The following is a 24,167-nucleotide window of genomic DNA, read 5'->3' on the forward strand; positions in this document are numbered from 1 at the left end:
ATCACCCCATACGAAGTCCGCAGAGGCATCACCATGGATGTGTTGGCTATGGTTGAAGATCAAGCGTACGGTTTCAGACATAACGACCCCTGAACGGAAACTGCATTTCCCAACTCATCTGCGACAACTTGGCGCCGAAAGGAGAAGAATTTCCGTTTACATTGGCCTGTAATTTGTTGATAGTCCATGCGAGGCAGGCGATTAGGAAGGTTCCCACATAGCAGGGTAGTTTTTCCTACAAGTAAGCCCGGATTTGATTAGATTCGGCGGCGATCAATGTACGAAATCCCACCGCTATTTTTGTAAAAAAGCCACAACCCGCTCCGCCGCCGCCTGCAAGTGCTGCTCATGGCTGAACCCCGAAGCCTTCAGCGGCTTCAGGTCATGATCCCCCGCCACCAGCCAGCTCACCTCGATCGCCGGTGACAGCGCATACCCCTGCACCGCCTCCCGATTGCCCAGCGCATCGCGCTCCCCCTGAACAATCAGCGTGCGTGTCTTCAGCTCGGCCAGGTGCTCGACCCGGGGCTTCTCCGGCTTGCCCACCGCATAGAACGGATACCCCAGGCACACCAGCGCATCCGCTTCCAGTTCGTCGGCCAGCAGACTGGCCATGCGCCCCCCCATCGACTTGCCGCCAATGGCCAACCTGCCCGCGACCAAAGGTCGCACCTGCCGGTACACCTCGCGCCAGCATTCCAGCAGCACCTTCTGCGGATTGGGCGGCCGTTTGCCGCCGCCGTTGCGCCGCTCGGCCATGTAGGGGAACTCGAAGCGAACCACCCCGACCCCAAGCGCCGCCAGCCTTTGCGCCATCTCAGTCATGAACTCGCTGTCCATCGGCGCACCTGCGCCATGGGCCAGGATCAGGCACGCGGACGCACGCCCTTCCCCCCCATTTCGCGGAGGATCGCAGCGCAAGCCTGGGACATTTCCGACTTGCGCCCATTGATCCCCGTCAATACCGGCACTTTGCCCATTACTCATGCTTGCCTCGCTGTAAAGCCTGCCAATAACCGTGGATGGGAACCCATACATGAACACAACCAGCAGTACCGCCTATAACTACAAGGTGGTCCGCCAATTCGCCATCATGACGGTGGTGTGGGGAATAGTCGGGATGGGGCTCGGCGTCTTCATCGCCGCCCAGCTCGCCTGGCCTTCCCTCAACTTCGACCTCCCCTGGACCAGCTTCGGCCGCCTGCGACCGCTGCATACCAATGCGGTGATCTTTGCCTTCGGCGGCTGCGCGCTGTTCGCCACCTCCTATTATTCGGTGCAACGCACCTGCCAGACCACCCTGTTCGCGCCAAAACTGGCGGCGTTCAGCTTCTGGGGCTGGCAGCTGGTGATCCTGCTGGCGGCCATCACCCTGCCGCTGGGCTACACCAGCTCCAAGGAGTACGCCGAGCTGGAATGGCCGATCGACATCCTCATCACCGTCGTCTGGGTCAGCTACGCCATCGTGTTCTTCGGCACGCTGATGAAACGCACCACCAAGCACATCTACGTCGGCAACTGGTTCTTCGGCGCCTTCATCCTCACCGTGGCACTGCTGCACATCGTCAACAACCTGGAACTGCCGGTCAGCCTGACCAAGTCGTACTCGGTCTACGCCGGTGCCACCGACGCCATGGTGCAATGGTGGTACGGCCACAACGCGGTAGGCTTCTTCCTCACCGCCGGCTTCCTCGGGATGATGTACTACTACGTGCCCAAGCAGGCCGAGCGCCCGGTGTATTCCTATCGCCTGTCGATCGTTCACTTCTGGGCACTGATCACCCTGTACATCTGGGCAGGTCCCCACCACCTGCACTACACCGCCCTGCCGGACTGGGCGCAGTCGCTGGGCATGGTGATGTCGCTGATCCTCCTGGCGCCGAGCTGGGGCGGCATGATCAACGGCATGATGACCCTGTCGGGGGCCTGGCACAAACTGCGCAGCGACCCGATCCTGCGTTTCCTGGTGGTGTCGCTGGCGTTCTACGGCATGTCCACCTTCGAAGGCCCGATGATGGCCATCAAGACGGTCAACGCCTTGTCCCACTATACCGACTGGACCATCGGCCACGTGCACGCCGGCGCTCTCGGCTGGGTGGCGATGATTTCGATCGGCGCGCTGTACCACACCATCCCGAAAGTGTTCGGCAAGCAGCAGATGCACAGCCTGGGCCTGATCAACGCGCACTTCTGGCTGGCGACCATCGGCACCGTGCTGTACATCGCCTCGATGTGGGTCAACGGCATCGCCCAAGGCCTGATGTGGCGCGCAGTCAACAGCGACGGCACGCTCACCTACTCGTTCGTGGAAACCCTGGTGGCCAGCCACCCAGGCTTCATCGTGCGCTTCGTCGGCGGCGCGATCTTCCTCAGCGGCATGTTCCTGATGGCCTGGAACACCTGGCGCACCGTGCGTTCGCCGGCGCTCGACGCCGCCCCTGCGAATGCCCAGCTGGCTTGAGGAGACCTGACTGATGAAACATGAAGTCATCGAGAAAAACGTAGGCCTCCTGGCCTTGCTGATGGTGTTTGCCGTGAGCATCGGCGGCCTGACCCAGATCGTCCCGCTGTTCTTCCAGGACGTGACCAACAAGCCGGTCGAAGGCATGAAGCCCTACACCGCACTGCAACTGGAAGGCCGCGACATCTACATCCGTGAAGGCTGCGTGGGCTGCCACTCGCAGATGATCCGCCCGTTCCGCGCCGAAACCGAACGCTACGGCCACTACTCGGTCGCTGGCGAAAGCGTGTGGGACCACCCGTTCCTGTGGGGCTCCAAGCGCACCGGCCCGGACCTGGCCCGCGTCGGTGGCCGCTACTCCGATGACTGGCACCGCGCGCACCTGTACAACCCGCGCAACGTGGTGCCGGAATCGAAGATGCCGTCCTACCCGTGGCTGGTCGCCGAAAAGGTCGACAACAGCCATACCGACACCAAGATGCGCACCCTGCGCACCCTGGGCGTGCCGTATACCGACGAGGACATTGCCGGCGCCCGTGACGCGGTCAAGGGCAAGACCGAGATGGACGCGCTGGTCGCCTACCTGCAGGTGCTTGGCACCGCCATCAAGAACAAGAGGTAAACCACCATGGAAATGGACATCGGCATGATCCGTGGCCTGGGCACCCTGGTGGTGATGATCGCCTTCATCGGCCTCTCACTGTGGGTGTTCAACCGTCGCCGCGACCATGATTTCGCCGAAGCGCGCCTGCTGCCCTTCGTCGACGACCGCCTGCCCCCCGCCGGGCAGGAACCTGCTGCCATGACTGCGGCTGTGAGGAGCAAAGCGCAATGACCACCTTCTGGAGTACCTACATCAGCGTACTGACCATTGGTAGCCTGATCGGCCTGGCGTGGCTGTTGCTGTCGACCCGCAAGGGCCAGAGCAACAGCACCACCGACCAGACCATGGGGCATAGCTTCGACGGCATTGAGGAGTACGACAACCCGCTGCCCAAGTGGTGGTTCTGGCTGTTCGTCGGCACCTTGGTGTTCGGTGCCGGTTACCTGGTGCTGTACCCGGGCCTGGGCAACTGGAAAGGCATCCTGCCGGGCTACGAGAATGGCTGGACCGGTGCCAACGAGTGGCAGAAGGAGATGGAAAAGGCCGACGCCAAGTTCGGCCCGATCTTCGCCAAGTACGCGGCCATGCCGGTCGAGGAAGTTGCCAAGGACCCACAGGCGCTGAAAATGGGCAGCCGCCTGTTCGCCTCCAACTGCTCGGTGTGCCACGGCTCGGATGCCAAGGGCGCCTACGGCTTCCCCAACCTGACCGACAACGACTGGCGCTGGGGCGGCGAGCCGGAGACCATCAAGGCTTCGATCATGAATGGCCGCCATGGCGTGATGCCGGCGTGGGCCGAGGTGATCGGCGAACAGGGTGTGGCGGATGTCGCCGCCTTCGTGCTGACCAACCTCGACGGCCGCAGCCTCCCGGAAGGGGTCAAGGCCGACCCGGTCAAGGGCAAGGAAATCTTCGCCGGCAACTGCGTGGCCTGCCACGGGCCTGAAGGCAAAGGCACCCCAGCCATGGGCGCGCCGAACCTGACCCATCCGCAGGCGTTCATCTATGGATCGAGCTTTGCCCAGTTGCAGCAGACCATTCGCTATGGGCGCCAGGGGCAGATGCCGGCCCAGGCGGAGATCCAGGGCAATGACAAGGTGCATTTGCTGGCAGCCTATGTGTACAGCCTGTCGCAGAATCAAGCTTCGCCAGACCTGACAGCCAAGTAACACCCCTTCGCGGGCTCGCCCGCTCCCACAGGTTCTGCGCCACATTTGAAGGCAGCGCCGTACCTGTGGGAGCGGGCGAGCCCGCGAATGGGCTGCACAGCAGCCCCTCTCCCCGCTCCACCCCTCCCTTGCACCCCCTCCGAACAGAACTAAGCTTGTTGCCACAGCGGCTTCGCTCCGAAAGGTCCGAAGCAGACGCGGCGCACAGCCTGATGCCGCCCGCAGAAAAAGCTTGACCAATCGATCAGAAAAAGGTGAAAAACGGTACACATTACAAATATTTATTTGTGTACAATCGTCCCGACCCTATCGCCGCGGGACACCGGCGAAAGGGCATGGACACGGGTCGGCGCATGGATCCTTGCGTTGCATAACCCACGCGGTTATCGATACTGGCGCCGATTTTTTCGACCAACAAGAACACCAAAACCGTGGAACCTTAGCATGAGCACAGCAATCAGTCCGACTGCTTATAACTATAAGGTCGTCCGCCAGTTCGCCATCATGACGGTGGTCTGGGGGATCCTTGGCATGGGCCTGGGCGTCTTCATCGCCTCGCAGCTGGTGTGGCCACAACTGAACCTGGACCTGCCCTGGACCAGCTTCGGCCGCCTGCGCCCGCTGCACACCAACCTGGTCATCTTCGCCTTCGGTGGCTGTGCGCTGTTCGGCACCAGTTACTACGTGGTGCAGCGGACCTGCCAGACCCGGCTGATCTCCGACAGCATGGCCGCCTTCACCTTCTGGGGTTGGCAGGCTGTGATCGTCGGCGCGCTGATCACCCTGCCGATGGGCTTCACCACCACCAAGGAATACGCCGAGCTCGAATGGCCGCTGGCGATCCTCCTGGCCATCGTCTGGGTCACCTACGGGCTGGTGTTCTTCGGCACCATCGTCAAGCGCAAGACCAAGCACATCTATGTCGGCAACTGGTTCTACGGCGCCTTCATCGTGGTCACCGCGATGCTGCACATCGTCAACCATATCTCGCTGCCGGTGAGCCTGTTCAAGTCGTACTCGGCCTATGCCGGTGCCACCGACGCGATGATCCAGTGGTGGTACGGCCACAACGCGGTGGGCTTCTTCCTCACCACCGGCTTCCTCGGGATGATGTACTACTTCGTGCCCAAGCAGGCTGAACGGCCGATCTACTCCTATCGCCTGTCGATCGTCCACTTCTGGGCACTGATCACACTGTACATCTGGGCGGGCCCGCACCACCTGCACTACACCGCGCTGCCGGACTGGGCGCAATCGCTGGGCATGGTGATGTCGATCATCCTGCTGGCACCGAGCTGGGGCGGCATGATCAACGGCATGATGACCCTGTCGGGCGCCTGGCACAAACTGCGCACCGACCCGATCCTGCGCTTTTTGGTGGTGTCGCTGGCGTTCTACGGCATGTCCACCTTCGAAGGCCCGATGATGGCCATCAAGACCGTCAACTCGCTGTCGCACTACACCGACTGGACCATCGGCCACGTGCATGCCGGTGCGCTCGGCTGGGTGGCGATGATCTCGATCGGCGCGGTCTACCACATGATCCCGAAACTCTACGGCCGCGAGCAGATGCACAGCGTCGGCCTGATCAACGCGCACTTCTGGCTGGCGACCATCGGTACCGTGCTGTACATCGCCTCGATGTGGGTCAACGGCATCACCCAGGGCCTGATGTGGCGCGCCATCAACGATGACGGCACGCTCACCTACTCGTTCGTCGAAGCCCTGCAGGCCAGCCACCCTGGCTATATCGTCCGTGCCCTGGGCGGTGCGTTCTTCGCCACCGGCATGCTGCTGATGGCCTACAACGTGTTGCGTACCGTACGTGCCGCCAACCCGGTACAGGCCGAGGAAGCCGCCAAGATCGTCGTCGTGGGAGCGCACTGATGAAGCATGAAGCCGTCGAGAAGAACATAGGCCTGCTGGCCTTCTTCATGGTCATCGCCGTGAGCGTCGGTGGCCTGACCCAGATCGTCCCGCTGTTTTTCCAGGACGTCACCAACAAGCCGGTCGAAGGCATGAAGCCGCGCACCGCGCTGGAAGTCGAAGGCCGCGACATCTACATCCGTGAAGGCTGCGTTGGCTGCCACTCGCAGATGATCCGCCCGTTCCGCGCCGAAACCGAACGCTATGGCCACTACTCGGTCGCTGGCGAAAGCGTCTGGGACCACCCGTTCCTGTGGGGTTCCAAGCGCACCGGCCCGGACCTGGCCCGCGTCGGTGGCCGCTACTCCGATGACTGGCACCGCGCGCACCTGTACAACCCGCGCAACGTGGTGCCGGAATCGAAGATGCCGGCCTACCCGTGGCTGGTCGAGAACAAGCTCGATGGCAAGGACACCGCGAAGAAGCTGGAAGTGCTGCGTACCTTGGGCACGCCCTACAGCGACGCCGACATCGCCGGCGCCCGCGACGCGGTCAAGGGCAAGACCGAAATGGACGCATTGGTCGCGTACCTGCAGGGTCTTGGCACCATCATCAAAAGCAAACGGTGACGCTGATGGATATCGGGATGATTCGCGGCCTGGGCACCGTCGTGGTGATGGTGGCCTTCGTGGGCCTGGCGCTGTGGGTGTTCAACCCACGGCGCAAGAAGGACTTCGACGAAGCGACCCAGCTGCCCTTCGCGGATGATCCCGAGGCCAGCAAGCACGTCGAGCAAGCAAAAGCTTCTGGGAGCAAACAACAATGACAACCTTCTGGAGTCTGTACGTTACCGTCCTGACCCTGGGCACCATCTTCTCGCTGACCTGGCTGCTGCTGTCGACCCGCAAGGGCCAGCGCGAAGAGGTCACCGACGAAACCGTCGGGCATGCCTTCGATGGCATCGAGGAGTACGACAACCCGCTGCCGAAATGGTGGTTCTGGCTGTTCGTCGGCACCATCGTCTTCGCCCTCGGCTACCTGGTGCTGTACCCGGGCCTGGGCAACTGGAAAGGCATCCTGCCGGGCTATTCGTACCTGGACAACGACAAGCAGACCGAATTCTCCAACGGCCAGCCGGGGTGGACCGGCGTGCACGAGTGGGAAAAGGAAATGGCCAAGGCCAACGCACGCTTCGGGCCGATCTTCGCCAAGTTCGCGGCGATGCCGATCGAAGAGGTCGCCAAGGACCCGCAAGCGCTGAAGATGGGCGCACGCCTGTTCGCCTCGAACTGCTCGGTGTGCCACGGCTCCGATGCCAAGGGCGCCTATGGCTTCCCCAACCTGACCGACAACGACTGGCGCTGGGGCGGCGAGCCGGAAACCATCAAGACCACCATCATGGGCGGCCGCCACGGCGTGATGCCAGCCTGGGGTGACGTGCTGGGCGAACAGGGCGTTGCCGATGTCGCCGCGTTCGTCACCAGCAAGCTCGATGGCCGCAGCCTTCCGGAAGGCGCCAAGGCCGATGCCGACAACGGCCAGAAGCTGTTCGCCGCCAACTGCGTGGCCTGCCACGGGCCTGAGGGCAAGGGCACCCCGGCCATGGGCGCGCCGAACCTGACCCACCCGCAGGCGTTCATCTACGGTTCGAGCTTTGCCCAGCTGCAGCAGACCATTCGCTATGGCCGCCAGGGGCAGATGCCGGCCCAGGAACAGCTGCAGGGCAATGACAAGGTGCACTTGCTGGCAGCTTATGTGTACAGCCTGTCGCACCAGCCGGAGGCGGCCCAGCAGGCCGAGTAAGGCAGGCCAAGCCCGCGAAGAGGCCGGCAAAAGCAGCACAAGATGACCTGGATCAATTGACACCCGCCCTATCACGATTCATACCACGAACCCAACGCGACTAAAGGTCGCAGCGCGATCCCATACCGCCACCAGCGGCGTATCATGGATCGCATAGCGCTAGCAGCATGCGCGAGACCGCGGCCGGCACGCACTGGCCGCGGCGTTTCTCCACTGCCGTGGGACTTGATGATGAGCAAGCAAATTCCGGTACATGACGTCACCCCGCCTGCCAACAAAGGGAAGGATTCCGTCGACCTCTACGCCTCTCGCGAAAAAATCTATACCCGCGCCTTCACCGGCATCTTCCGCAGGCTGCGGATGGTCGGCGGGGCCGTGCTGTTCCTGCTCTATTTCGGCACCGTGTGGTTGAACTGGGGTGGTCACCAGGCCGTGTGGTGGAACCTGCCGGAACGCAAGTTCTACATCTTCGGCGCCACCATCTGGCCCCAGGACTTCATCCTGCTGTCAGGCATTCTCATCGTCGCCGCCTTCGGCCTGTTCTTCATCACTGTATTCGCCGGCCGCGTGTGGTGCGGCTACACCTGCCCGCAAAGCGTGTGGACGTGGATCTTCATGTGGTGCGAAAAAGTCACCGAGGGTGACCGCAACCAGCGCATGAAGCTCGACCGCTCGCCCATGAGCGGCAACAAGTTCCTGCGCAAGTTCGCCAAGCACAGCCTGTGGCTGCTGATCGGCTTCGTCACCGGCATGACCTTCGTCGGCTACTTCTCGCCGATCCGCGAACTGCTCACCGAATTCTTCACCGGCGAAGCCGATGGCTGGGCCTACTTCTGGGTCGGCTTCTTCACCCTGGCCACCTACGGCAACGCCGGCTGGCTGCGCGAGCAGGTGTGCGTGTACATGTGCCCCTATGCGCGCTTCCAGAGCGTGATGTTCGACAAGGACACCCTGATCGTCTCCTACGACCCGCGCCGTGGCGAAACCCGCGGCCCGCGCAAGAAAGGCATCGACTACAAGGCCAAGGGCCTGGGCGACTGCATCGACTGCACCCTGTGCGTGCAGGTCTGCCCCACCGGCATCGACATCCGCGACGGCCTGCAGATCGAATGCATCGGCTGCGCGGCGTGCATCGATGCCTGCGACAGCATCATGGACAAGATGAACTACCCCAAAGGCCTGATCAGCTACACCACCGAGCACAACCTCTCGGGCCAGAAGACCCACATGCTGCGCCCTCGCCTGATCGGCTATGCCGTGGTGCTGCTGGTGATGATCATTGCCCTGGGCACGGCCTTCGCCACCCGTTCGCTGGTCGGTTTCGACGTCAGCAAGGACCGCGTGCTGTACCGCGAGAACGGCCAAGGCCGGATCGAGAACGTATACAGCCTCAAGGTCATGAACAAGGACCAGCGCGACCACGTCTACGTGCTGGACGCCACCGGCCTGCCTGACCTGCGCCTGGAAGGCCAGCGCGAGATCCGCGTGGCCGCCGGCGATATCGTCAGCCTGCCGGTACAGCTGTCGATTGCGCCCGAGAAGCTGCCATCCACCACCAACGAAATCACCTTCATCCTCCACAGCGCCGACGACAGTGCTGCCAAGGTTGAAGCCAAGAGCCGCTTCATCGGCCCACAGATCCGCTGACAGAGAGAACACTGACAATGCCTGCCGCCACCGCCGCCAGCCCTTGGTACAAGCACCTCTGGCCCTGGATCATCATCGGCATCCTGACCACCTCGGTGTGCCTGAGCCTGACCATGGTCAGCATCGCCGTGCGCAATCCGGACAACCTGGTCAACGACAACTACTACGAAGCGGGCAAAGGCATCAACCGTTCGCTGGACCGCGAGCTGCTGGCCCAGACCCTCAACCTCAAGGCCAGCGTGCACCTGGATGAGCTGACCGGCGAGGTGGAGGTGCGCCTGAGCGGCAACAGCGACCCGCAAAGCCTGGAGCTCAACCTGATTTCGCCGACCCAGCCGGACAAGGACCGCAAGGTGCTGCTCAGCAAGGTAGCGAGCGGGCGTTACGTAGGGCAGCTGGAAGACAAGGTCGACGGGCGGCGGTTCGTCGAATTGCTGGGCAGCCAGGATGAGCATGTATGGCGGTTGTTCGAGGAAGAGAAGGTCGAGCATGGCGTGACCTTGCAGCTAGGCGATGAAGCGCTCCAGGGAGCCGAACACCAGCAATAGCCACATCATCATTCCCTTTGGGAGCGGGCTTGCCCGCGAATGCGCCAGACCTGAAAACATCATTGCCTGATCAACCGCATTCGCGGGCAAGCCCGCTCCCACAGGGTATATCATCTGCCCCACCAGCCGTGTTCGCCTTATGACCCAACCCACCCCCTGCTACCACTGCGCCCTGCCCGTCCCCGCCGGCAGCCGCTTCACCGCCGTGGTCCTCGGCGAGCCCCGGCAGTTCTGCTGCCCCGGCTGTCAGGCGGTGGCCGAGTCGATCGTCGCCAGCGGCCTTGCACACTATTACCAACACCGCAGCGACAGCAGCGCCAACCCCGAGGCACTGCCGAAGCAACTGCAAGATGAGCTGGCCCTGTACGACCGCAGCGATGTGCAGCAGCATTTCGTCCGCCATACGGGCGACCTGGCCGAGGCGACCTTGCTGGTCGAAGGCATCAGTTGCGCCGCCTGCGGCTGGCTGATCGAAAAGCACCTGCGCAATCTGCCCGGCGTCGCCGAAGCCCGCCTGAACCTGTCCAACCACCGCCTGCTGCTCAACTGGGACGACCACCAGCTGCCGCTGTCGCGGCTGCTCGCCGAACTGCGTCAGATCGGCTACGCCGCCCACCCGTACCAGCCCGACCAGGCCGCCGAACAGCTTGCCATGGACAACCGCAGCGCCCTGCGCCGGCTGGGCGTGGCCGGCCTGCTGTGGTTCCAGGCGATGATGGCAACCATGGCCACCTGGCCGGAGTTCAACATCGACCTGTCGCCGGAAATGCACACCATCCTGCGCTGGGTTGCACTGTTCCTCACCATTCCCATCGTGTTCTATAGCTGCGCGCCATTCTTCAAAGGCGCCGCGCGCGACCTGCGCACCCGCCACCTGACCATGGACGTGTCGGTGTCGCTGGCTATCGGCCTGGCCTTCGGCGCGGGTATCTGGACGGCCGTGACCGGCAGCGGCGAGTTGTATTTCGATACCGTCGGCATGTTCGCACTGTTCCTGCTTACCGGCCGCTACCTCGAGCGCCGCGCCCGCGAGCGCACGGCCGCAGCCACCGCGCAGCTGGTCAACCTGCTACCGGCCTCGTGCCTGCGCCTGGACAGCTGCGGGCAGGCCGAACGCATCCTGCTCGGCGAATTGCAGCGTGGCGACACCGTGCAGGTGTTGCCCGGCGCAGTGATCCCGGCCGATGGGCGCATCGTCGCCGGCCGCTCAAGCGTCGACGAATCGCTGCTGACCGGCGAGTACCTGCCGCAACCACGGCGCGTCGGCGAGCGCGTCACCGGCGGCACGCTGAACGTCGAGAGCACACTGAACGTTGAGGTCGAAGCGCTAGGCCATGACTCGCGGCTGTCGGCCATCGTCCGCCTGCTTGAGCGTGCACAGACGGAAAAGCCACGGCTGGCGGAAATTGCCGACCGCGCCTCGCAGTATTTCCTGCTGTTCTCGCTGCTGGCCGCTGCAGCCATCGGCCTGTGGTGGTGGTACCTGGACCCGGGGCGGGCCTTCTGGATCGTCCTGGCCATGCTGGTGGCGACCTGCCCGTGCGCGCTCTCGCTGGCCACCCCGACCGCGCTTACTGCCGCCACCGGAACGCTGCACAAGCTCGGCCTGTTGGTAACCCGTGGCCATGTACTCGAGGGCCTGAACCAGATCGACACGGTGATTTTCGACAAGACTGGCACCCTGACCGAGGGCCGCCTGACCCTGCGCAGCATCCGCCCATTGGCAACGCTGCCGGCCGACCGTTGCCTGGCCCTTGCCGCCGCCCTCGAAAACCGCTCCGAGCACCCGATTGCGCGCGCCTTCGGCCGCACCGCCGCCGCCGCCGATGATGTGCAGACAGTTGCCGGGCTCGGCCTTGAAGGCCGGGTCGACGGCCAACCGTTGCGCATCGGCCAGGCCACGTTCGTCTGCGCCTTGAGCGGCGCCGAGATCCCCAGCGTGCCGGAGCCGCGTGGCCAATGGTTGCTACTGGGCGACCGCCAAGGGCCACTCGCCTGGTTCGGCCTCGATGATCGCCTGCGCGACGACGCCCCCGCCCTGCTCGCTGCCTGCCAGGCGAGAGGCTGGCGTACCCTGCTGCTGTCCGGTGACAGCTCGCCGATGGTTGCCGAGGTGGCCGCCCAATTGGGCATCGACCAGGCTATCGGTGGCCTGCGCCCGGATGACAAGCTCGATCGGCTCAAGGCACTGCAGGCCTCCGGGCGCAAGGTGCTGATGCTCGGTGACGGGGTCAACGACGTGCCGGTGCTGGCGGCTGCCGACATCAGCATCGCCATGGGCAGCGCCACGGACCTTGCCAAGACCTGCGCCGATGCGGTGCTGCTGTCCAACCGCCTGCAGGCACTGGTGCAGGCCTTCGACCTGGCCCGCCGAACCCGCCGCAACATCCTCGAGAACCTGCTCTGGGCAACCCTGTATAATGGCCTGATGTTGCCGTTCGCGGCGCTTGGCTGGATCACCCCGGTCTGGGCGGCCATCGGCATGTCGGTCAGTTCGCTGATCGTGGTGCTCAATGCCCTGCGCCTGACCCGCCTGCCGGCGGTGGCAGGCCTGGCGGCGAACGACACAGCCGCTTACGGAAGGAAGTCGCCATGCCCGCCCTCTATGTGATGATCCCTGCTGCCCTGCTGTTGGTTGGCGTGGCCGTCTACATCTTCTTCTGGGCGGTGGACAGCGGCCAGTACGACGACCTCGAAAGCCCGGCCCACAGCATCCTGTTCGATGAACAGGACCCGCGCCACCAGGCGGCCGTCAAACCCGAAGAAAGCGCAACGCCAGACGACAAGGAAACACCACCCCGTGCCTGACCTGCTTCCCCTGCTCGGCTCGGCACTGGTGCTCGGCCTGCTCGGCGGCGGGCACTGCCTGGGCATGTGCGGCGGCCTGATGGGCGCACTGACCCTGGCCATTCCCCCCGAGCAACGCGGCCGGCGCCTGCGCCTGCTGATGGCCTACAACCTGGGGCGTATCCTCAGCTATGCCTGCGCCGGCCTGCTGCTCGGCCTGGCTGGCTGGGCACTAGCCAGCAGCCCGGCGGCCATGGCCTTGCGCGTGGTGGCAGCGCTGCTGCTGATCGCCATGGGGCTGTACCTGGCCGGCTGGTGGAGCGGCCTGACCCGTATCGAAGCACTGGGCCGTGGGCTGTGGCGGCACATCCAGCCAGCTGCTTCGCGCCTGATGCCGGTCTCCAGCGTGCCCCGTGCACTGCTGTTGGGGGCACTGTGGGGCTGGTTGCCGTGCGGCCTGGTCTACAGCACCTTGCTGTGGGCGGCCAGCCAGGGCAACGCCGGCTACAGCGCAGCGTTGATGCTGGCATTCGGGCTGGGCACATGGCCCATCTTGCTCGCCACCGGCTTGGCGGCGGAGCGGGTAAACGCCGTGTTGAGACGGCGTAGTGTGCGCGTGGCCGGTGGTGTATTGGTGGTGCTGTTTGGTATCTGGACCTTGCCCGGCCCGCACCAGCATTTGCTCATGGGCCACTGATGGACGCTTGATACAAATCAACACACATTCCTACAGACAGTCATAGACTCCGGACACTGCTGCATCATCCGGGGACTCCCACATGCTCGCCGACCTAAGCTGGGATGCCGACCTGATCCGCCGCTACGATCTCGCCGGCCCACGCTACACCTCCTACCCGACCGCCGTGCAACTGCACAGCGAGGTAGGTTCGTTCGACCTGCTCCACGCCCTGCGCGAGAGCCGCCGGGCCGTGCGCCCGCTGTCGCTGTACGTGCACGTGCCGTTCTGCGCCAACATCTGCTATTACTGCGCCTGCAACAAGGTCATTACCAAGGACCGCGGCCGCGCTGCGCCTTACCTGCAACGCCTGGAGCAGGAGATCCAGCTGATCGCCTGCCACCTGGCCCCTAAACAGCGTGTTGAGCAGCTGCATTTCGGCGGCGGCACGCCGACCTTCCTCAGCCACGTCGAACTGCGCCAGCTGATGGCCACCCTGCGCCAGCACTTCAACCTGCTGGATGACGACTCCGGCGACTATGGCATCGAGATCGACCCGCGCGAAGCCGACTGGTCGACCATGGGCCTGCTCCGCGAACTGGGCTTCAACCGTGTCAGCCTTGGCGTGCAGGACCTCGACCCGGCCGTTCAGCGTGCGGTCAACCGCCTGCAGAGCCTGGAGCAGACCCGCACCCTGATCGAGGCCGCCCGCACCCTGCAGTTTCGCTCGGTCAACCTCGACCTGATCTACGGCTTGCCGAAACAAACCGTGGAAGGCTTCGCCCGCACCGTCGACGAGGTGATCCGCCTGCAACCCGACCGTCTTTCGGTGTTCAACTACGCCCACCTGCCCGAGCGCTTCATGCCGCAGCGGCGCATCGATGGCAACGACCTGCCGGCACCGTCAGTCAAACTCGAGATGCTGCGCAACACCATCGAACAGCTGACAGCCGCCGGCTACCGCTACATCGGCATGGACCACTTCGCCCTGCCCGACGACGAACTGGCGATTGCCCAGGAAGAAGGCACCCTGCAGCGCAACTTCCAGGGTTACACCACCCACGGTCATTGTGACCTGATCGGCCTGGGCGTTTCGGCGATCAGCCAGATTGGCGACCTTTACTGCCAGAACAGCAGCGACCTCAATACCTACCAGGACACCCTGTCCAATGCCCAGCTGGCGACCCAGCGCGGGTTGGTCTGCAACCACGACGACCGTCTGCGGCGGGCCGTGATCCAGCAGCTGATCTGCCATTTCGAACTGGACTTCGCACCGATCGAGGAAGCCTTTACCATCGATTTTCGCGGCTATTTCGACGACCTCTGGCCAGAACTGCAGGCTCTACAGCGCGATGGCCTGATCAGCCTGGACGACAAGGGCATCCGTATCCTTCCGGCCGGGCGCCTGCTGGCGCGCTCGGTGTGCATGGTGTTCGATGCCTACCTGGCGATGCACAACCGCCAGCGCTTCTCACGGGTAATCTGATCACGGAGTCAATCGACCACATGGACAAGCCCTCCAGGGCAGGCACACTATGGGCTGACAAGGACTCCCGGCAGTTTTCCGCCGGGGTTTCGCCAGTTCGCTTCAAAGTAGCGCAGGCTGGCCTACACCCTCGGTCGTGAGTTACCCTTACGACTTATGTGTGTTTTCCCACAAGGATCGATTCAAATGTCCGAGCCAGTCAAACTGCGCGCCCACAACCAGGCCCACTGCAAGGACTGCAGCCTGGCCCCCCTGTGCCTGCCTCTTTCGCTCAACCTCGAAGACATGGATGCACTGGATGAGATCGTCAAACGCGGACGCCCGCTGAAAAAAGGCGAGTTTCTGTTCCGCCAGGGTGACAATTTCGGCTCGGTTTATGCCGTACGCTCCGGCGCCCTCAAGACCTTCAGCCTGAGCGACAGCGGTGAAGAACAGATCACCGGTTTCCACCTGCCCAGCGAGCTGGTCGGCCTGTCCGGCATGGACACCGAGGCCTACCCGGTGTCGGCCCAGGCCCAGGAAACCACCTCGGTTTGCGAGATCCCCTTCGAGCGCCTCGATGAGCTCTCCGTTCAACTGCCGCAGCTGCGTCGCCAGTTGATGCGGGTGATGAGCCGCGAAATTCGCGACGACCAGCAGATGATGCTGTTGTTGTCGAAGAAGACCGCCGACGAACGCATCGCAACGTTCCTGGTCAACCTGTCCGCACGCTTCCGCGCCCGCGGGTACTCGGCCAACCAGTTCCGCCTGAGCATGTCGCGCAACGAAATCGGCAACTACCTGGGCCTGGCGGTGGAAACCGTGTCGCGGGTATTCACCCGCTTCCAGCAGAACGGCCTGATTCGCGCCGAAGGCAAGGAAGTGCACATCCTCGACCCGATCCAGCTGTGCGCGCTGGCCGGCGGTGCAATGGAGGCCTGAGACCAGCGTTTAGCGGGTATACTTGGGCATTCGTTTTCCCAGGATACCCGCAACAATGCACAGCGACGCCTTCGACCTCAAAGCCCTGATCCGCCCGGTAGTGGACTTCCCCAAGCCCGGCGTGATCTTTCGCGACATCACCCCGCTGTTCCAGTCGCCGCGCGGGCTGCGTTACGTGGCCGACCAGTTCATCGAGCGTTATGTCGAGGCTGAGTTCAGCCACATCGGCGCCATGGATGCACGCGGCTTCCTGATCGGCTCGATCATCGCCCACCAGCTGAACAAGCCGCTGATCCTGTTCCGCAAACAGGGCAAGCTGCCGGCTGACGTATTGAGCGAGGGCTACCAGACCGAGTACGGCGAAGCCTTCCTGGAAGTGCATGCCGACAGCCTGTGCGAAGGCGATTCGGTATTGATCTTCGATGACTTGATTGCCACCGGCGGCACCCTGCTGGCGGCCGCCAACCTGGTGCGCCGCACCGGGGCGCAGGTGTTCGAGGCGGCGGCGATCATCGACCTGCCAGAGCTGGAGGGCTCGCGCCGGCTGCAGGCGGCCGGGGTGCCGACCTTCTGCCTGACCGAGTTTTCCCTGAGCGAATACTGAGGTTCTGATTTGGGGGCGCTTTGCGCCCCATTCGCGGGCTCGCCCGCTCCCACAGGATTACCGCAGGCCTGAGGGCAACACTGCACCTGTGGGAGCGGGCGTGCCCGCGAATGGGCTGCGACGCAGCCCCGCGAAATTACAGCGAAATCGGCTTGCGCCCGGCAAAGGCATGGGCCAGGGTGCCACCGTCTACCAGCTCCAGCTCCCCGCCCAGCGGCACACCATGAGCAATCCGTGACGCCACCAGCCCCTTCTCGTTCAGCAACTGGGCAATGTAATGCGCCGTCGCCTCACCTTCCACGGTCGGGTTGGTCGCCAGGATCACCTCGGTAAAGCTGCCCTGCTCTTCGATCCGCGCCATCAGCTGCGGCACTCCGATCGCCTCAGGCCCCAGGCCATCGAGCGGCGACAAATGCCCCTTGAGCACGAAGTAACGCCCGCGATAGCCGGTCTGCTCCACCGCATAGACATCCATCGGCCCCTCCACCACGCACAGCTGCGTGTCGTCACGGCGCGGGTCACTGCACTGCGGGCACAGCTCCTGCTCGGTCAGGGTGCGGCACTGGCGGCAATGCCCTACCCCTTCCATGGCCTGGCTCAACGCCTGGGCCAGGCGCAGGCCGCCGCTGCGGTCACGTTCGAGCAGCTGCAGGGCCATGCGCTGGGCGGTTTTCTGGCCGACGCCCGGGAGGGTGCGCAGGGCGTCGATCAGTTGGCGGATCAGGGGGCTGAAGCTCATGGGTAAGGCCTGACAAATCAATAAGAGCCGGTTTATACCCACCAGTGCCTGTTGCGTCAAATCAACGCTGGATCGCCAGGCTTGTCACCCTTGCCCGAACGCACGGCCAGCACCGCCACCAGCGAGATGGCCACCGTCGCCAGCAGGTACAGCGCCACCGGTTGCCAGCTGCCGTTGTAGCGGCTGAGCAGGAAAGTGGCGATCAACGGCGCGGTACCGCCAGCCAGGGCAGCGCCCAGCTGATAACCCAGGGTGATGCCGGTGTAACGCACCCGAGTGGAGAAGATTTCCGAACTCATGGTTCCAAGCACGGCGGTCACCGGTGCCCACAGCACGCCGAAGGCAATCACGGTCGCCAGCATCAGGCCCCAGGTGGTACGGGTGTCAAGCAGCTTGAAGTACGGCACGATGAACGCAGCGATCAGCAGAATGCCGGCGATGTACACCGCCTTGCGCCCGACCTTGTCCGACAGCCAGCCCATGGCCGGGATCATCAGCGACGCGACCGCCGCGCCGACCATCACTGCATTGAGGGTACTGACCTTGTCGTAACCCAGCGTGGTGACCGCGTAGCTGACAACGAAGGTCGAGAAAATATAGAACGGCGCCGTTTCCACCACTTTCAGGCCAGCGGCAATCAGCACTTCGCGCCAGTGATTGCGCAAGGTTTCGACCAGCGGCATTTTCGCCACGTTGCCGGAAGCCTTGGCTTTCTTGAAGTCCGGCGTTTCGTCCAGACCGTGGCGAATCCACAGGCCGAGGAACACCAGCCCGGCGCTGAGTACGAACGGCACACGCCAGCCCCAGCTCATGAACTGCTCCTCCGGCAGCATGGCCATCAGGCTTACGGCCATGGTCGCCAGCAGCATACCCACTGTCACGCCCACCTGCGGCACGCTTCCGAACAGGCCTTTGCGATTGGCGGGGGCGTATTCATAGGCCAGCAGCAGCGCACCACCCCACTCGCCGCCAATGCCCAGGCCCTGTATCACGCGCAGGGTGATCAGCAGCACCGGCGCCCACACGCCGATGTGCTCATAGGTTGGCAGGCAACCGATCAGCACGGTTGCGCCGCCCATCAGTGACAAGGTGATGACCAGGGTCTTCTTGCGCCCGATGCGGTCGCCGATGTGGGCAAACAGCACGCCACCGATGGGCCGCACAAAAAAGGTCAGGGAAAACGACAGATAGGCCAGCAGCAGCCCGACTACCGGGTCGAATGTGGGGAAGAACAGCTTGTTGAAGACCAGGGCGGCGGCGGTGCCGTAGAGGAAATAGTCGAACCATTCGATGGAGCTGCCGGTAAGGCTGGCGACCAAGGCTCGGCCACGCCCCTGGGTAGCTGAGGGGGTTGCACTGGAAGGCGTCATTCGAGTCTCCGTATTTTTGATGTTATGTCGGCGAGCACAGCACAAAAGAGCAACCGGGTTGCACCATTGCGAGCGAATCTTATTCAAACCTTTTAAAAAGGTGCAACCTTGATTAAACGATTAATCATTTATTATTTTGGAATTAATAACGAAATGCCCCGTTTTGGTTCAATCAAACAGCAGAAACACCCACTAACGCCAAAAGAGTGCGCGGCTGACTCATGAGTCACGATAGCCTGCCAATACACATGTTTTTGAGTTGCACCCGGTTGCACCTTTGTCAAAAAAGCCCTTAAGCTAAAAAACGAAAACAACAAACACAACGCGAGGCATTCAATGAACGTGCTTTTCATCGGTTACGGGCGAATGGGCGGCGCGCTGGGCGATGCCTGGCTCAAGGGCGGCCTGGTCGAACGCCTGACCATCGTCGACCCAGGGTTGAGTGCGAACGCCGCAGCAGGCCGCTACACCCGACTGCAGGATGTACCCGCCGATCAGGCATTCGAACTGATCGTGCTGGCGGTCAAGCCGGCTTACGCCAGCAGCGCGCTCGCCGGGCTGAATGATCGACAGTGCAGTCGGGCCACTGTGGTCTCGGTAGCTGCGGGCGTTACCGAGGCCAGCCTGAGCGACGCCATCGGCCAGCGTTGCCCGGTGGTGCGAGCCATGCCTAATACTCCGGTACTGCTGGGGGCCGGTTGCACAGGGCTGTATGCAGGTGCGCAGCTCGATAGCAAACGCAAGGCCGTGATAGGCCGCCTGTTCGAGGCGGTAGGTGCGGCTTACTGGGTGGATGAGGAACAGCTACTGGATGCGGTGACGGCCATCAGCGGCAGCGGCCCGGCGTATTACCATCTGTTCAGCGAGGCTCTTGCCGAGGCGGGCGTGAAGTTGGGACTGGACGCTGAACTGGCACGAAAACTGGCAGCGCAGACTGCGTTCGGCGCTGCAACTTTGCAACATCAGGCTCATGCCAATTTCACCGAACTGCGCGTCGCGGTAACTTCCCCCAATGGCACTACCGCTGCGGCCATTGAAGTATTTGAAAGCCAGCACAAACTTCGGCAACTGGTGGAACAGGCAACTTCCGCTGCGCATCACCGCTCGGTGGAAATGTCGAAAGGCGACTGATTGAACAACGTGTAATTGTTCAATCATTCAAATAAAAAAGCCGCCACTGGAAACCCAATGGCGGCTCTCTTGAATTGCCGAAGCGTTAGAACGGCATCTTGAAGCCCGGTGGCAATTGCATGCCAGCGGTCATGCTGCCCATCTTGTCCTGGCTGTTCTGCTCGATCTTGCGCACGGCGTCGTTCAGCGCTGCGGCGATCAGGTCTTCCAGGACTTCCTTGTCGTCCTCGTCGGTCGACATCAGGCTCTGGTCGATGCTGACACGCTTGACGTCATGACGGCCGGTCATCACCACGCTCACCAGGCCACCACCGGACTGACCGGTGACTTCGGCGTTGGCCAGCTCTTCCTGCATCTTCTGCATCTTTTCCTGCATCTGCTGGGCCTGCTTCATCAGGCCGGCCATGCCACCTTTCATCATGGGGTATACCTCGATTGGGTCATGTGATGCGGCCCGGCGAGGGGCCGGCCGCATGGTTATCGATTACTGGCCCTGGCTGACCAGGGCTTCTACAGGCTCAATAGTATCCTGTCGCACCGTGGCACCGAACTGCTTGATCATCTGCTGGATCAACGGATCCTGCTCAATCGACAGCACGGCGTCCTGCTGGCGCTCGGCACGCTTGCGCGAGGCCGCCTGGGCCGGGGTTTCCTGCTCGGGGCGGATCAGTTCGATCCGCAGGTTCAAGGTGCGCCCCAGATGCTGGTTGAGCGCCTCGTTCAACCGGCGTTGCTGGGTGGCATTGAACAGCGCACCCTGGCCAGGGTCCAGGTGCAGCAGCCAGTCGTCACCGTCGACAGCCATGAGCGTACAGTTTGCAGCGATGTTGCCTGTCATCCCGGACACAGGCAACTGTGGGAACAATTCCAGCCATTGCAGGGCCAGGCCGGTCGCCGGCCGGGCAGCTGGCAGCGGCTCGGGTGCGACTGCCGGGGTATCTTCCTGAACGTGTTCCGCCAGCTCGTCCAGGTAGCTGAAGCCTACCGGGTCACTTTCGCCACCGTAATAGTCTTCATCCATCGGCGGCTCGTCGTCACGCTCCATACCCGCCGAAGCGTAGGCGGATGGGTCGAACGGTGGCTCGTCGTACGAGGGCTGGGCGTTTTGCGCGGCAACTACCGGGGCTGGGGCCGGTGCGGCGACGGGCGCGGGCGGCGCAGCGGGCTCTTCCCAGGGTAGATCGATGACCTCCTCGACCGCCGGCGGCTCAGGCGCTACAACCTCAGGCTCAGGTTCAGGAGCCGGCTCCACGACCGGCGCGACTTCGGCCTGCGGGGCCGACGCCACCGGCGCAGGTTGCGCCGGCGCTACGGCAGGCGCCGCGACAGCAACGGCTGGCGCTGCCACCGTGGTTGCCGGATCAGCTGTGGCCTGGCTGATCCCCACTGGCTTTAGCACCGGCTTCGGCGCGTCGTCGCTATCTGCCGGGCGGAACGCCAGCATGCGTAGCAGGACCATTTCGAAACCGCCCCGCGGGTCCGGCGCCAACGGCAGGTCGCGACGGCCGATCAGGCCCATCTGATAGTAGAACTGCACATCTTCGGCCGGCAACGCCGAGGCCAGTGCCAGCACCCGCTCGCGATCGCCCTGGCCGTTATCCACCGCCTCGGGCAGCGCCTGGGCGATGGCAACGCGGTGCAGCACATTGAGCATTTCGGCGAGTACGCCGCCCCAGTCCGGCCCCTGTTCGGCAAGGTTGCGTACGGCTTCGAGCAGCGCACGCGCATCACCTTCGAGCAGCGCCTGCAGCACACCATAGACCTGGCCGTGATCGAGGCTGCCGAGCATGGCACGCACATCGGCCGCCAGCACCTTGCCTTCGCCAAAGGCAATGGCCTGGTCAGTCAAGCTCATGGCATCACGCATCGAGCCGTCGGCAGCACGGCCGAGCAACCACAGGGCATCTGGCTCGAACGGCACGTTCTCGGCCTGCAGCACATGGCTCAGGTGCTCGACCACCCGCTCCGGGCTCATGTTCTTCAACGAGAACTGCAGGCAGCGCGACAGAATGGTCGCAGGCAACTTCTGCGGGTCGGTGGTGGCAAGGATGAACTTGACGTAGGGCGGCGGCTCTTCCAGCGTCTTGAGCAAGGCGTTGAACGAGTGGGTGGAGAGCATGTGCACTTCGTCGATCAGGTAGACCTTGAAGCGACCACGGCTTGGCGCGTACTGCACGTTATCGAGCAGTTCGCGGGTATCTTCGACCTTGGTGCGGCTCGCGGCGTCGATCTCGATCAGGTCGACGAAGCGGCCCTCGTCGATCTCCCGGCATACCGAACACGTGCCGCAGGGCGTGGACGTGATACCGGTCTCGCAGTTGAGGCATTTGGCTATGATTCGTGCAATGGTGGTCTTGCCCACGCCCCGCGTGCCGGTGAACAGATAGGCGTGGTGCAGACGCTGGTTGTCCAAGGCATTGATCAAGGCCTTGAGCACATGGGCCTGGCCGACCATTTCGCGGAACGAGCGCGGACGCCATTTACGTGCAAGAACCTGATAACTCATCGAAAAACCATCGTAGCCTGATCGAGCGGAAGATCGCTAATGCTAGCGGAGCGGGGGCAAAATTGCACCCTGCGCGGCTCGTCTAAGCTAAGCACCTGGCGCACTGTTCAAGGAGGATATGCATTGCGACGACTGCTGGCTCTGCTCATGCTCTGGACCACGCACAGCCTGGCGGACTTGCCGGTGCTGCGTTTTTCCGTGGCCGAGAGCTGGAGTATGCCGTTGGTGCGGATCGAAGGCGACAAGCCGGTGGAGGGCCTGGTATTCGACCTGATCCAGGCATTGGCCCGGGAGGCCGGCGTGCGCCCCGAGTACCACGTGCTGGCCCGCTTGCGCATGCAACAGGCGATGGACGCGGGCGACATCGATGTGCGCTGCTATGTAAGCAGCCAGTGGTTCAATGATCGACCGGGCAATTTCGTCTGGAGCATTCCGCTGATTCATCAACGCGATGTGCTGGTCGGGCGCCCGGGCGACGCCGCCCCTGCCCGCCCCGAACAACTGCCGCCCCAGGCGATCGGCACGGTGCTGGGCTATGCCTACGGCACGCTGGAGCCATTGTTTGCCCAGGGGCGCCTGCAGCGGGAGGACAGCCGCAGCCAGCAACTGGCGCTGCAGAAGCTACAGGCTGGCCGGTATCAGCATGCGGTGAGCAATGAGCTGTCGGTGGCATGGTTCAACCAGGGCTTACCGCCCGGGCAGCGGCTGCAGGTGCAGGCAGTGCTAGAGGAACAGGCGCTGGGGTGCATGGTGAGGGATGATCCGGCGATACCGACCCAGGGGGTTTTACGGGCACTGGTACGGATGAAGGAGTCCGGGGAGATTGAGCGGATTGTGCGGCGGTATGGGGCGACAGGGTATTCAGGGGAAATTTCGGCGGTCCAGCCTTGAGTTTAGCCCGGACCGCTGGGCGCCTGCCTGGATAGAGCATCTGGGCCTCTAGGTGCCCGCCACAAAAGCTTCAGTGCCTGTGAGATCGAGCGCCGCCCGCGCGGCGCATCGCGGGCAAGCCCGCTCCCACATCTGTTTCGGGCCAGTCTCTCCTGTGCCGCCAACAGGGACCGCCTTGTTGGCATGGCGATGCATCTCGGTTGACGCTGATGCCGCTTCACCTATTTCCAGTCATGCGCATAACTGCTTATCATCGGTCTCCAGTTATGAACCAAGGCGGATCCTGTTGGCGGCACAGGAATAACTGGCCCGAAACAGATGTGGGAGCGGGCTTGCCCGCGATGCGCCGCGCGGGCGGCGCTCGATCTCACAGGCACTGAAGCTTTTGTGGCGGGCACATGGCGGCCCTGACGCGAAAGCCCGCCAAGCACTTGCCAGCCCTCACACGATCACTTCCGCTCCAAAGCCGCCACCAGCGCATCCGCCTGCCCACAGGCAATCTGCATCGCTCGCAGCCCCTGCTGGAGCAACTGTCGCGCCTCCTCACCCTCGATCCGTTCAAGCGCCCGGCGGCTATCGCTGTCGGCGAACATCAAATAATGGGAAACATTCATCAGCCCATATTCCATCGGAACGATTGCCTGGCTTCAGGTCAAGGGCCTGGGCGCGGGATTCACTTTGACCTTGATAGTTGCCGGCACATCGATCATGCGACACCTGTAGCCCAGTGATACCGAGGGGGATGAATCTGGATGCCGGGCCGAATGCAATTCTCCGACCCCGGAAATGGAGGCGGCCCCACCAGCCACACCCCGGCACTCGATGTTCCCGCTATGGCTGCTCCCTTCCGGGCCTGACCAGGTTAACGGGTAATCAATGCGGGGGGACCGATGGGGCCACCACTACGCGACTCGCCAAACAGCGAGCCGCGCCATTGTACCGGTCTGGGGCGAAGATA

General features: G+C 63.3%; 24 protein-coding genes and 1 other RNA gene. 18 read left to right on the top strand and 7 right to left on the bottom strand.

The window, feature by feature from the left end:
- Positions 1 to 294: 294 nt before the first annotated feature.
- Positions 295 to 987, bottom strand: a complete 693-nt coding sequence (locus tag CQW31_RS06995) for an alpha/beta family hydrolase (RefSeq protein ID WP_099814237.1) — start codon at positions 985 to 987, stop codon at positions 295 to 297.
- A gap of 49 nt (positions 988 to 1,036) precedes the next feature.
- Here CQW31_RS06995 and ccoN (CQW31_RS07000) point away from each other — a divergent pair, with 49 nt between their 5' ends.
- The 16 genes from ccoN (CQW31_RS07000) to CQW31_RS07080 all read left to right on the top strand — a co-directional run bounded on the left by ccoN (CQW31_RS07000) (position 1,037) and on the right by CQW31_RS07080 (position 16,572).
- A complete protein-coding gene (gene ccoN / locus CQW31_RS07000; protein ID WP_054884100.1) occupies positions 1,037 to 2,461 on the top strand; it encodes a cytochrome-c oxidase, cbb3-type subunit I in 1,425 nt (474 codons plus the stop codon).
- Positions 2,462 to 2,474: 13 nt separating this feature from the next.
- A complete protein-coding gene (gene ccoO, locus CQW31_RS07005; protein ID WP_054884101.1) occupies positions 2,475 to 3,083 on the top strand; it encodes a cytochrome-c oxidase, cbb3-type subunit II in 609 nt (202 codons plus the stop codon).
- Positions 3,084 to 3,089: 6 nt separating this feature from the next.
- Positions 3,090 to 3,296, top strand: coding sequence for a CcoQ/FixQ family Cbb3-type cytochrome c oxidase assembly chaperone (locus tag CQW31_RS07010; RefSeq protein ID WP_054884102.1), 207 nt, complete (start codon positions 3,090 to 3,092; stop codon positions 3,294 to 3,296).
- A complete protein-coding gene (gene ccoP, locus CQW31_RS07015; protein WP_054884103.1) occupies positions 3,293 to 4,234 on the top strand; it encodes a cytochrome-c oxidase, cbb3-type subunit III in 942 nt (313 codons plus the stop codon). The genes CQW31_RS07010 and ccoP (CQW31_RS07015) overlap by 4 nt, the downstream gene beginning before the upstream one ends.
- Before the next feature lie 444 nt (positions 4,235 to 4,678).
- On the top strand, positions 4,679 to 6,121 hold the full coding sequence (gene ccoN, locus CQW31_RS07025) for a cytochrome-c oxidase, cbb3-type subunit I (protein ID WP_054884104.1): 1,443 nt from the start codon (positions 4,679 to 4,681) through the stop codon (positions 6,119 to 6,121).
- The gene (gene ccoO / locus CQW31_RS07030) at positions 6,121 to 6,729 is read left to right on the top strand and encodes a cytochrome-c oxidase, cbb3-type subunit II (protein WP_054884105.1); all 609 of its coding nucleotides are present in this window, start codon (positions 6,121 to 6,123) and stop codon (positions 6,727 to 6,729) included. The genes ccoN (CQW31_RS07025) and ccoO (CQW31_RS07030) overlap by 1 nt, the downstream gene beginning before the upstream one ends.
- Positions 6,730 to 6,734: 5 nt before the next feature.
- Entirely contained in the window at positions 6,735 to 6,926 is a 192-nt protein-coding gene (locus CQW31_RS07035) for a CcoQ/FixQ family Cbb3-type cytochrome c oxidase assembly chaperone (RefSeq protein WP_051101055.1), read from the top strand.
- Entirely contained in the window at positions 6,923 to 7,903 is a 981-nt protein-coding gene (gene ccoP / locus CQW31_RS07040; RefSeq protein ID WP_054884106.1) for a cytochrome-c oxidase, cbb3-type subunit III, read from the top strand. The genes CQW31_RS07035 and ccoP (CQW31_RS07040) overlap by 4 nt, the downstream gene beginning before the upstream one ends.
- Before the next feature lie 231 nt (positions 7,904 to 8,134).
- Entirely contained in the window at positions 8,135 to 9,550 is a 1,416-nt protein-coding gene (ccoG, locus tag CQW31_RS07045) for a cytochrome c oxidase accessory protein CcoG (protein WP_054884107.1), read from the top strand.
- A 17-nt stretch (positions 9,551 to 9,567) separates the two neighbouring features.
- Positions 9,568 to 10,098: a FixH family protein gene (locus tag CQW31_RS07050; RefSeq protein WP_054884108.1), complete on the top strand. Its 531-nt coding sequence runs from the start codon at positions 9,568 to 9,570 to the stop codon at positions 10,096 to 10,098.
- Positions 10,099 to 10,237: 139 nt separating this feature from the next.
- Positions 10,238 to 12,709: a heavy metal translocating P-type ATPase gene (locus tag CQW31_RS07055; protein WP_099814164.1), complete on the top strand. Its 2,472-nt coding sequence runs from the start codon at positions 10,238 to 10,240 to the stop codon at positions 12,707 to 12,709.
- Positions 12,691 to 12,906, top strand: coding sequence for a cbb3-type cytochrome oxidase assembly protein CcoS (gene ccoS, locus CQW31_RS07060; RefSeq protein ID WP_054884110.1), 216 nt, complete (start codon positions 12,691 to 12,693; stop codon positions 12,904 to 12,906). The genes CQW31_RS07055 and ccoS overlap by 19 nt, the downstream gene beginning before the upstream one ends.
- Positions 12,899 to 13,582, top strand: coding sequence for a sulfite exporter TauE/SafE family protein (locus CQW31_RS07065; protein WP_099814165.1), 684 nt, complete (start codon positions 12,899 to 12,901; stop codon positions 13,580 to 13,582). Before ccoS ends, CQW31_RS07065 begins: the two co-directional genes overlap by 8 nt.
- Positions 13,583 to 13,664: 82 nt before the next feature.
- The gene (hemN, locus tag CQW31_RS07070) at positions 13,665 to 15,047 is read left to right on the top strand and encodes an oxygen-independent coproporphyrinogen III oxidase (RefSeq protein ID WP_054884112.1); all 1,383 of its coding nucleotides are present in this window, start codon (positions 13,665 to 13,667) and stop codon (positions 15,045 to 15,047) included.
- A 186-nt stretch (positions 15,048 to 15,233) separates the two neighbouring features.
- Complete coding sequence (gene fnrA / locus CQW31_RS07075; protein ID WP_054884113.1) at positions 15,234 to 15,968, top strand: Crp/Fnr family transcriptional regulator FnrA; 735 nt, start codon at positions 15,234 to 15,236, stop codon at positions 15,966 to 15,968.
- 55 nt (positions 15,969 to 16,023) lie between these two features.
- Complete coding sequence (locus tag CQW31_RS07080; RefSeq protein WP_054573138.1) at positions 16,024 to 16,572, top strand: adenine phosphoribosyltransferase; 549 nt, start codon at positions 16,024 to 16,026, stop codon at positions 16,570 to 16,572.
- Positions 16,573 to 16,708: 136 nt separating this feature from the next.
- On the opposite strand, the gene recR is transcribed toward CQW31_RS07080, so the two are convergent.
- Entirely contained in the window at positions 16,709 to 17,311 is a 603-nt protein-coding gene (gene recR / locus CQW31_RS07085) for a recombination mediator RecR (protein WP_054884114.1), read from the bottom strand.
- A gap of 56 nt (positions 17,312 to 17,367) precedes the next feature.
- Positions 17,368 to 18,681: an MFS transporter gene (locus CQW31_RS07090; RefSeq protein ID WP_099814166.1), complete on the bottom strand. Its 1,314-nt coding sequence runs from the start codon at positions 18,679 to 18,681 to the stop codon at positions 17,368 to 17,370.
- Between the two features lie 336 nt (positions 18,682 to 19,017).
- On the opposite strand from CQW31_RS07090, the gene proC reads away from it, so the two are divergent.
- A complete protein-coding gene (gene proC / locus CQW31_RS07095; protein ID WP_099814167.1) occupies positions 19,018 to 19,812 on the top strand; it encodes a pyrroline-5-carboxylate reductase in 795 nt (264 codons plus the stop codon).
- An 85-nt stretch (positions 19,813 to 19,897) separates the two neighbouring features.
- On the opposite strand, the gene CQW31_RS07100 is transcribed toward proC, so the two are convergent.
- Together CQW31_RS07100 and dnaX are read right to left on the bottom strand one after the other, a co-directional pair.
- Positions 19,898 to 20,233 (bottom strand): YbaB/EbfC family nucleoid-associated protein, encoded by a 336-nt coding sequence (locus CQW31_RS07100; protein ID WP_028692865.1) that lies wholly within the window; start codon positions 20,231 to 20,233, stop codon positions 19,898 to 19,900.
- A 63-nt stretch (positions 20,234 to 20,296) separates the two neighbouring features.
- Positions 20,297 to 22,318: a DNA polymerase III subunit gamma/tau gene (dnaX, locus tag CQW31_RS07105; protein ID WP_099814168.1), complete on the bottom strand. Its 2,022-nt coding sequence runs from the start codon at positions 22,316 to 22,318 to the stop codon at positions 20,297 to 20,299.
- Between the two features lie 123 nt (positions 22,319 to 22,441).
- On the opposite strand from dnaX, the gene CQW31_RS07110 reads away from it, so the two are divergent.
- Positions 22,442 to 23,209, top strand: coding sequence for an ABC transporter substrate-binding protein (locus CQW31_RS07110; RefSeq protein ID WP_099814169.1), 768 nt, complete (start codon positions 22,442 to 22,444; stop codon positions 23,207 to 23,209).
- Positions 23,210 to 23,658: 449 nt separating this feature from the next.
- Here the strand turns inward: CQW31_RS07110 and CQW31_RS07125 are convergent, their stop codons facing one another.
- Both CQW31_RS07125 and ffs read right to left on the bottom strand, forming a co-directional pair.
- The gene (locus tag CQW31_RS07125; RefSeq protein ID WP_249341948.1) at positions 23,659 to 23,823 is read right to left on the bottom strand and encodes a hypothetical protein; all 165 of its coding nucleotides are present in this window, start codon (positions 23,821 to 23,823) and stop codon (positions 23,659 to 23,661) included.
- Positions 23,824 to 24,005: 182 nt separating this feature from the next.
- Positions 24,006 to 24,102, bottom strand: an RNA gene (gene ffs / locus CQW31_RS07130) — signal recognition particle sRNA small type.
- Positions 24,103 to 24,167: the final 65 nt, after the last annotated feature.

It is taken from the genome of Pseudomonas sp. 382 (genome assembly GCF_002759075.1).
Lineage (GTDB): Bacteria > Pseudomonadota > Gammaproteobacteria > Pseudomonadales > Pseudomonadaceae > Aquipseudomonas > Aquipseudomonas vlassakiae.